At 71.0% G+C, this 7,493-nt stretch carries 4 protein-coding genes, 1 rRNA gene and 2 pseudogenes; 4 read left to right on the top strand and 3 right to left on the bottom strand.

What is annotated here, in order from left to right:
• The first annotated feature begins 141 nt into the window (after positions 1–141).
• Positions 142–255 (top strand): 5S ribosomal RNA (rrf, locus tag IF01_RS0140525).
• Here the strand turns inward: rrf and IF01_RS51725 are convergent.
• Positions 255–662 (bottom strand): annotated as a pseudogene (locus tag IF01_RS51725) (GNAT family N-acetyltransferase); the annotation flags it as partial. The gene rrf and the pseudogene IF01_RS51725 overlap by 1 nt on opposite strands.
• A 30-nt stretch (positions 663–692) precedes the next feature.
• Entirely contained in the window at positions 693–1,478 is a 786-nt protein-coding gene (locus tag IF01_RS0140535; protein WP_030398643.1) for a VOC family protein, read from the bottom strand.
• Between the two features lie 206 nt (positions 1,479–1,684).
• Here IF01_RS0140535 and recD2 point away from each other — a divergent pair, with 206 nt between their 5' ends.
• From recD2 to IF01_RS0140550, 3 genes are all read left to right on the top strand, one after another.
• The gene (gene recD2 / locus IF01_RS0140540; RefSeq protein WP_030398644.1) at positions 1,685–3,889 is read left to right on the top strand and encodes an SF1B family DNA helicase RecD2; all 2,205 of its coding nucleotides are present in this window, start codon (positions 1,685–1,687) and stop codon (positions 3,887–3,889) included.
• 224 nt (positions 3,890–4,113) lie between these two features.
• Positions 4,114–5,403, top strand: a complete 1,290-nt coding sequence (locus tag IF01_RS0140545) for a citrate synthase (protein WP_030398645.1) — start codon at positions 4,114–4,116, stop codon at positions 5,401–5,403.
• A gap of 520 nt (positions 5,404–5,923) precedes the next feature.
• Positions 5,924–6,643, top strand: coding sequence for an SDR family NAD(P)-dependent oxidoreductase (locus tag IF01_RS0140550; RefSeq protein ID WP_030398646.1), 720 nt, complete (start codon positions 5,924–5,926; stop codon positions 6,641–6,643).
• Positions 6,644–6,738: 95 nt separating this feature from the next.
• Here IF01_RS0140550 and IF01_RS46545 read toward each other — a convergent pair.
• Positions 6,739–7,493 (bottom strand): annotated as a pseudogene (locus IF01_RS46545) (HAD family hydrolase); the annotation flags it as partial.

Consider the following 7,493-nt stretch of genomic DNA (forward strand, 5'->3'; position numbering starts at 1 on the left):
GAAGCCCTGTGAGGGGTGGAGTTGACCGGTACTAATAGGCCGAGGGCTTGTCCTCAGTTGCTCGCGTCCACTGTGTTGTTCTGAAACAACGACCCCCATACCAAGGTCACGGTGTGGGTGCGGTTGACAGTTTCATAGTGTTTCGGTGGTCATAGCGTGAGGGAAACGCCCGGTTACATTCCGAACCCGGAAGCTAAGCCTCACAGCGCCGAGAGCGCGAGCTTGAAGCCCAGGTGGGAGGGGACGAAGCCGAGGCGTTCGTAGAAGCGGTGCGCGTCGGTGCGGGTGATGTCGGAGGTCAGCTGGACCAGCTGGGCGTCGAGTTCGCGGGAGCGCTCGATCGCCCACTGGATCAGTTCGGTGCCCAGGCCGCTGCCGCGTTCGTCGCTGTGGACGCGCACACCCTCGATGACGGTCCGGGTGGAGCCCTTCCGGGAGAGGCCCGGGATGACGGTCAGCTGCAGGGTGCCGACGGTCCGGCCGGCGCGTTCGGCGACGACGAGGTGCTGGTGCGGGTCCGTGTCGATGCGGTCGAACGCGGTGCGGTAGGGGGTGAGATCGTCGGGGCTCTCGCGGGTCGCGCCCAGGGCGTCGTCGGCGAGCATCGCGACAATGGCCGGCAGGTCGTCGCCGGTCGCCCGGCGGATCGTCAGATCGTTCATGGTCACACCCTAGAAGGGCGGTTGGCGTCGTCAGCCGGGCGGGGCGCTGGTGACGACGGCGAAAGCGGCGCCGTGCGGGTCGACGAGCCGGGCCAGGCGGCCGACGCCGTGAACGTCCTCGGCGGGGAGCCGGACGGTGGCGCCCAGCCCTTCGGCGGTGGCGAGGGTGGCGTCGACGTCGGGCACCTCGAATGAGGGGAGCCAGTGCGAGGAGATGCCGGCGGCGGCGTCCTCGGGCGGGATCGGGCAGATCCCGCCGTGCGCGTCCGCCGTCCCGCCGCCGGGCGGGGTGAGCACCGTGTAGAGGTCGAGCCCGAGCGGGACGTCCTGCTCCTGCCAGCCGAACACCGCTCGGTAGAAGGTCTTGGCGGCCTCGGCGTCGATGCTGAAGCACTCCGTCCAGCAGAGGCTGCCGGGTTCGGTGACGGTGTCCAGGCCGTCGACGGCGTGCGGCTGCCAGACCGCGAAGTCGGCGCCGGTCGGGTCGGTGCAGCCGGTGGTGCGGCCGCTGTTGAGGACGTCGAAGGGGCCGAAGCGGACCCGGCCGCCGGCCGCGCGGACCAGGGCCGCGGTGCGGTCGGAGTCGAGGGTGCGGAAGTGGACGGTCCAGGCGGCGCGGTCGCCCTCGGTGGTGACCGGGCCGAGCGCGGCGACCGTCCGGCCGTCCCGGCGGAAGAGGCTGTGCCGGGCGGCACCGGGGCCGGTGGCGGAGCTCCAGCCGAACAGGCCGGTGTAGAAGGCGGCCGAGGCCGGGGTGTCCGGGCTGGCGAGGTCCAGCCAGTTGGGGGCACCCGGCCGGAAGGCGGTGGTGAGCACGGTGTTCCGCTCCTTCGACGTGATCGGATGTCGGCCTGGCCCCGCCCCGCTGCCCCCAGCCTGGCACTGCCACCCGGGATGTCGCACCCGGACGGTACGGTGCGTAGCGGAAGTCCTTCCGCACGGTGACAGGAGGCCCGGTGGCCAGGCAGACGGCGGCGCGCACCGGAACCGGAACCGGGACCGGTACGAGCGGCGACCAGGCGGTGCCGCGCCAGCTCGCCCAGGTCGAGGGGGTGCTGGAGCGGATCACCTACGCGAACGAGGAGACCGGCTACACCGTGGCGCGGGTCGACACCGGGCGGGGCGGCAACGATCTGCTGACGGTGGTCGGCGCGTTGCTCGGGGCGCAGCCGGGGGAGTCGCTGCGGCTGCACGGGCGGTGGGGGTCGCATCCGCAGTACGGGCGGCAGTTCGTGGTGGAGAACTACACGACGGTGCTGCCGGCCACGGTGCAGGGCATCCAGCGCTATCTGGGGTCGGGGCTGATCAAGGGGATCGGGCCCCGGTTCGCCGAGCGGATCGTGGAGCGGTTCGGGGTGGACACGCTGGAGGTGATCGAGCACGAGCCGGGCCGGCTGATCGAGGTGCCGGGGCTCGGGCCGAAGCGGACGAAGAAGATCGCGGCCGCGTGGGAGGAGCAGAAGGCCATCAAGGAGGTGATGGTCTTCCTGCAGGGGGTGGGGGTCTCGACCTCGCTGGCTGTACGGATCTACAAGCAGTACGGGGACGGCTCGATCGGGGTGGTGAAGAACGAGCCGTACCGGCTGGCCTCGGACGTCTGGGGCATCGGCTTCCTCACCGCGGACCGGATCGCGCAGGCCGTGGGCATCCCGCACGACAGCCCGGAGCGGGTGAAGGCGGGCCTGCAGTACGCGCTGTCGCAGAGCAGCGACCAGGGGCACTGCTACCTGCCGGAGGAGCGGCTGATCGCCGACGGGGTGAAGCTGCTCCAGGTGGACGTGGGGCTGGTGATCGACTGCCTGGCGGAGCTGGTGGCCGCCGAGGGGGTGGTGCGGGAGCAGGTGCCGGGGGCGGCGGGGGAGCCGATCACGGCGGTGTACCTGGTGCCGTTCCACCGGGCGGAGATCTCCTTGGCCAACCAGTTGCTGAGGCTGCTGCGGGCGGACACCGACCGGATGCCGTGGTTCGGGGACGTGGACTGGCCGGCGGCGCTGGGCTGGCTGGCGCGGAAGACGGGGGCGGAGCTGGCGCCGGAGCAGGAGCAGTCGGTGCGGCTGGCGCTGACCGAGCGGGTCGCGGTGCTGACCGGCGGCCCCGGTTGCGGCAAGTCGTTCACGGTGAAGTCGATCGTGACCCTGGCGCTGGCGAAGCGGGCCAAGGTGGTGCTGGCGGCGCCGACCGGGCGGGCGGCGAAGCGGCTGGCGGAGCTGACCGGGGTGGAGGCCTCGACCGTGCACCGGCTGCTGGAGCTGCGGCCGGGCGGGGACGCCGCGTACGACCGGGACCGGCCGCTGGACGCGGACCTGGTGGTGGTCGACGAGGCGTCGATGCTGGATCTGATCCTGGCGAACAAGCTGGTCAAGGCGGTGGCGCCGGGCGCACACCTGCTGTTCGTGGGGGACGTGGACCAGCTGCCCTCGGTGGGTGCGGGGGAGGTGCTGCGGGACCTGCTCGCGGAGGGCGGGCCGATTCCCTCGGTGCGGCTGACCCGGATCTTCCGACAGGCGCAGCAGTCGGGGGTGGTGATCAACGCGCACCGGATCAACGAGGGGCTGCCGCCGCAGACCGAGGGGCTGCCGGACTTCTTCCTGTTCGCGGAGGAGGACGCGGAGCTGGCGGCGGGTCTGACGGTGGACGTGGTGGCCCGGCGGATCCCGCAGAAGTTCGGCTACGACGCCCGGCGGGATGTCCAGGTGCTGGCGCCGATGCACCGGGGCCCGGCGGGCGCGGGGAACCTCAACACGCTGCTCCAGGCGGCGGTGACGCCGGCCCGGGAGGGGCTGGCGGAGCGGCGGTTCGGCGGGCGGACGTTCCGGGTGGGCGACAAGGTCACGCAGATCCGCAACAACTACGACAAGGGGCGGAACGGGGTCTTCAACGGCACAGTGGGAGTGGTGACGGCCCTCAGCGTGGACGACCAGCGGCTGACGGTGCTGACGGACGAGGACGAGGAGGTGCCGTACGACTTCGACGAGTTGGACGAGCTCGCGCACGCCTACGCGGTGACCATCCACCGGTCGCAGGGCAGTGAGTACCCGGTGGTGGTGATTCCGGTCACCATGTCCGCATGGACGATGCTTCAGCGAAATCTGCTCTACACCGCGGTGACCAGGGCCCGAAAACTGGTTGTGCTGGTGGGGTCACGGAAAGCGATCGCCCAGGCTGTTCGCAGTGTCAGTGCAGGTCGGAGGCATGCCGCGCTCGACCACCGGTTGGCGTCTGGATGATTCTCCAAGGGATGCTTGCCTCTATTGTTCTCTTGACGTGAAGAGATTTACGGCAGAGCCTGGTGGGGTGCCGATCTTGTCCGGTTCGTACCGGCTGCGGCGGCAGGTTTTGTAGGGGCGGGCCCTTTCGGGTCACCCCGGGTGCGCGGCTGTCCGCCGGATGGGGGAAGGTAGAGACAGTCAGGGCACCTTGGAAGAGGATTCATTTCGTCGGTGAGGAAGACGTGAGCGACAACTCGGTAGTACTGCGGTACCAGGACGGCGAGTACGAGTACCCCGTCGTCGAGAGCACTGCGGGCAACGCCGGCTTCGACATCTCGAAGCTGCTCCCGCAGACCGGCCTGGTCACCCTGGACAACGGCTTCGGCAACACCGCCGCCTACAAGTCCGCGATCACTTTCGTGGACGGTGACAACGGCATCCTGCGGTACCGCGGTTACCCGATCGAGCAGCTCGCCGCCAAGGGTGACTTCATCGAGACCGCCTACCTGCTGATCAACGGCGAGCTGCCGAACGCGGACCAGCTGGCGGAGTTCAACCGCGAGATCACCCAGCACACCCTGCTGCACGAGGACGTCAAGCGCTTCTTCCAGGGCTTCCCCCGGGACGCCCACCCGATGGCCATGCTGTCCTCGGTGGTCGGCGCGCTGTCGACGTTCTACCCGGAGAGCCACAACCCGTTCGACGCGGCCCAGCGCCACCTGTCGACGGTCCGCCTGCTGGCGAAGCTCCCGACCATCGCGGCGTACGCGTACAAGAAGGCGATGGGCCAGCCCTTCGTCTACCCGCGCAACGACCTGAGCTACGTCGAGAACCTCCTCCGGATGACCTTCGCGGTCCCGGCCGAGGACTACGAGCTCAACCCGGTCATCGTCAACGCGCTGGACAAGCTGCTGATCCTGCACGCGGACCACGAGCAGAACTGCTCGACCTCCACCGTGCGCCTGGTCGGCTCCAGCCACGCCAACCTGTTCGCCTCGATCTCGGCGGGCATCTCGGCGCTGTGGGGCCCGCTGCACGGCGGTGCCAACCAGGCCGTGCTGGAGATGCTGGAGAGCATCCAGAAGGACGGCGGCGACGTCGACGCCTTCATCACCAAGGTCAAGAACCGCGAGTCCGGCGTCAAGCTGATGGGCTTCGGCCACCGCGTGTACAAGGCCTTCGACCCGCGCGCCGCGCAGGTCAAGCTGCTCGCCCACGAGGTGCTCGGCCAGCTCGGCAAGTCGGACGAGCTGCTGGAGATCGCGCTCAAGCTGGAGGAGCACGCGCTCAAGGACGACTTCTTCGTCTCGCGCAAGCTCTACCCGAACGTGGACTTCTACACCGGTCTGATCTACCGCGCCATGGGCTTCCCGACCAGCATGTTCACCGTGCTGTTCGCCCTCGGCCGGCTGCCGGGCTGGATCGCCCACTGGCACGAGATGATCAACGACCCGACCAGCCGGATCGGCCGTCCGCGGCAGATCTACACCGGCGTCGAGATCCGCGACTACGTCGGGATCGACGCCCGCTGACGCCAAGCGCACGCCCTGACACCGTGCCACGAGGGCCCGGCCGCACTTCTGCGGCCGGGCCCTCGGTCTCTGCTCCTCCATGTCCGGCGCACGACTCCGGGGGCGGCTGCGGGCCCGGGACGGCCGCTCAAAGCGTCCCCGGCCCCTGCCACACCCCGGCGTCGTGCGCGAAGGCCGCCAACCTCGGCGACCGACCCGGGGCCCGCCGGAGCCCCGTCGGCGACAGTGGTGGCCACGCGTCGACGTTATGCCGTTCGCCACGTCTTCGCCCACCGGAAAAACTGCCGCACTACCAACCTAAGACGTATCAGCGTGCGAGAAGTTACGCCCGGGGGGTGTGAGCTGCCTCTCGCCACGCTCCGTGTGCGTGCGGTACCGCCTCCATACCACACCTTCCGGCGGCGGCGACGTCACCCTCCCCGCAGTCACGGCAACCGAGCGTGATAGGAATCGTGGCATTCCGGTACGGACCGCCCCGCACCCAGCAGCGTGGCGGCGGAGCTGGGGAGGGAGTGCGCAGATGACCAGGAACGTGGTTGTCACCGGCGGTGGCACGGGGATCGGGTACGAGGTGGCGCGGCGGTTCGCCGAGGCCGGCGAACGGGTCGTGATCGTCGGCCGGCGGCGCGCGGTGCTGGAGGAAGCCGCCGCCGGCTTCGGGCCGAACGTGACCCCGCTGGTCTGCGACCTCGCCGATCCGGACGCCGTGGAGTCCGCGCTCGCCGAACTGCCCGAGCGGATCGATGTGCTGGTGAACAACGCCGGCAGCCGGGAGACCGTGATCGGCGCCGGACCGCACGCCCTGCTGGCCCGCTGGCGGGGCGACTTCGAGCGCAATGTGCTGACCGTGGTGCTGCTCACCGAGTCGATCCGGGACCGGCTGACCCCGGGGTCCGGCCGAGTGGTCACCATCAGCTCGATCGCGGCGCTGCGCGGGGCGGGCTCGTACGGGGCGGCGAAGGCCTCGCTGCACGCCTGGAACAACTTCCTGGCCGCCCAGCTGGGCACCTCGGGCATCACGGCCAACATCGTGGCCCCGGGCACGGTGGCGGGCACCGAGTTCTTCGGGCCGCGGCTGGACGAGGCCGAGGTCTCCCGCCGGGCGGCCCGCACGCTGCTGGGGCGGATCGGGGAGACCGGCGAGGTGGCGGCGGCGGTGCAGTTCCTGGCCTCGCCGGAGGCCGGGTTCATCACCGGCGAGATCCTGCACTGCAACGGCGGCGAGCTGCTCGGCCGCTGAGGGCCGCCGAACGGCCGAGGGGCCCCTGCCGCGGCTGCGGTAGGGGCCCCTCGGCCGTCTCCTGGGCGTCTTCCCGGGTGTGTTCCGGGCTGCTGCTAGCCGGCCTGGAAGGTGCGGAGGCGGAGGCTGTTGGTGAGCACGAAGACCGAGGAGAAGGCCATCGTGGCGCCGGCGATCATCGGGTTGAGGAGTCCGGCGGCGGCCAGGGGGATCGCGGCGACGTTGTAGCCGAAGGCCCAGAAGAGGTTGCCCTTGATGGTGCCGAGGGTCTTTCGGGAGAGGCGGATGGCGTCGGCGGCGGAGCGCAGGTCGGAGGATCTCCACGGTGGCGACCTTGTCCTCGGGCAGTACCTCGGCGTGGACGTCCTCCGCCGGGATGCCGACCTCGGCGGCGACGGCCTCGGCGACGGCGCGGTTGTCGCCGGTGAGCAGGACCGGTCGCAGGCCGAGGGCGCGCAGTTCGGCGACGGCCCGGGCGCTGGTGGGCCGGACGGCGTCGGCGACCTCCAGGACGGCGCGGGCGGCGCCGTCCCAGCCGACCGCGACGGCGGTCCGTCCGGCGGCCTCGGCGGCCCGTTTGGCCTCGGCGAGCGGGGCGGGCAGCGGCTGGCCGTGCCCGGCGAGCAGGGCCTCGCGTCCGGCGACGACGGCGTGGCCGTCCACGACGCCCTGGACGCCGAGGCCGGGGACGTTCTCGAAGCCCTCGACGGCGGGCAGGGTGCCGAGGCGTTCGGCGGCTGCGGTGGCGATGGCGGTGGCGATGGGGTGCTCGGAGGCGTGTTCCAGGGCGCCGGCCAGGCGCAGGGCCTCGTCCTCGGTGGTGCCCTCCGCGGTGCGGACGGCGAGCAGG

The sequence above is a fragment of the Kitasatospora purpeofusca genome (genome assembly GCF_000718025.1).
Lineage (GTDB): Bacteria > Actinomycetota > Actinomycetes > Streptomycetales > Streptomycetaceae > Kitasatospora > Kitasatospora purpeofusca.

Excerpts from the sequence above, each read along its gene's own strand:
- IF01_RS0140550 (WP_030398646.1), top strand. The coding sequence starts at position 5,924 with ATGACCAGGAACGTGGTTGTCACCGGCGGTGGCACGGGGATCGGGTAC.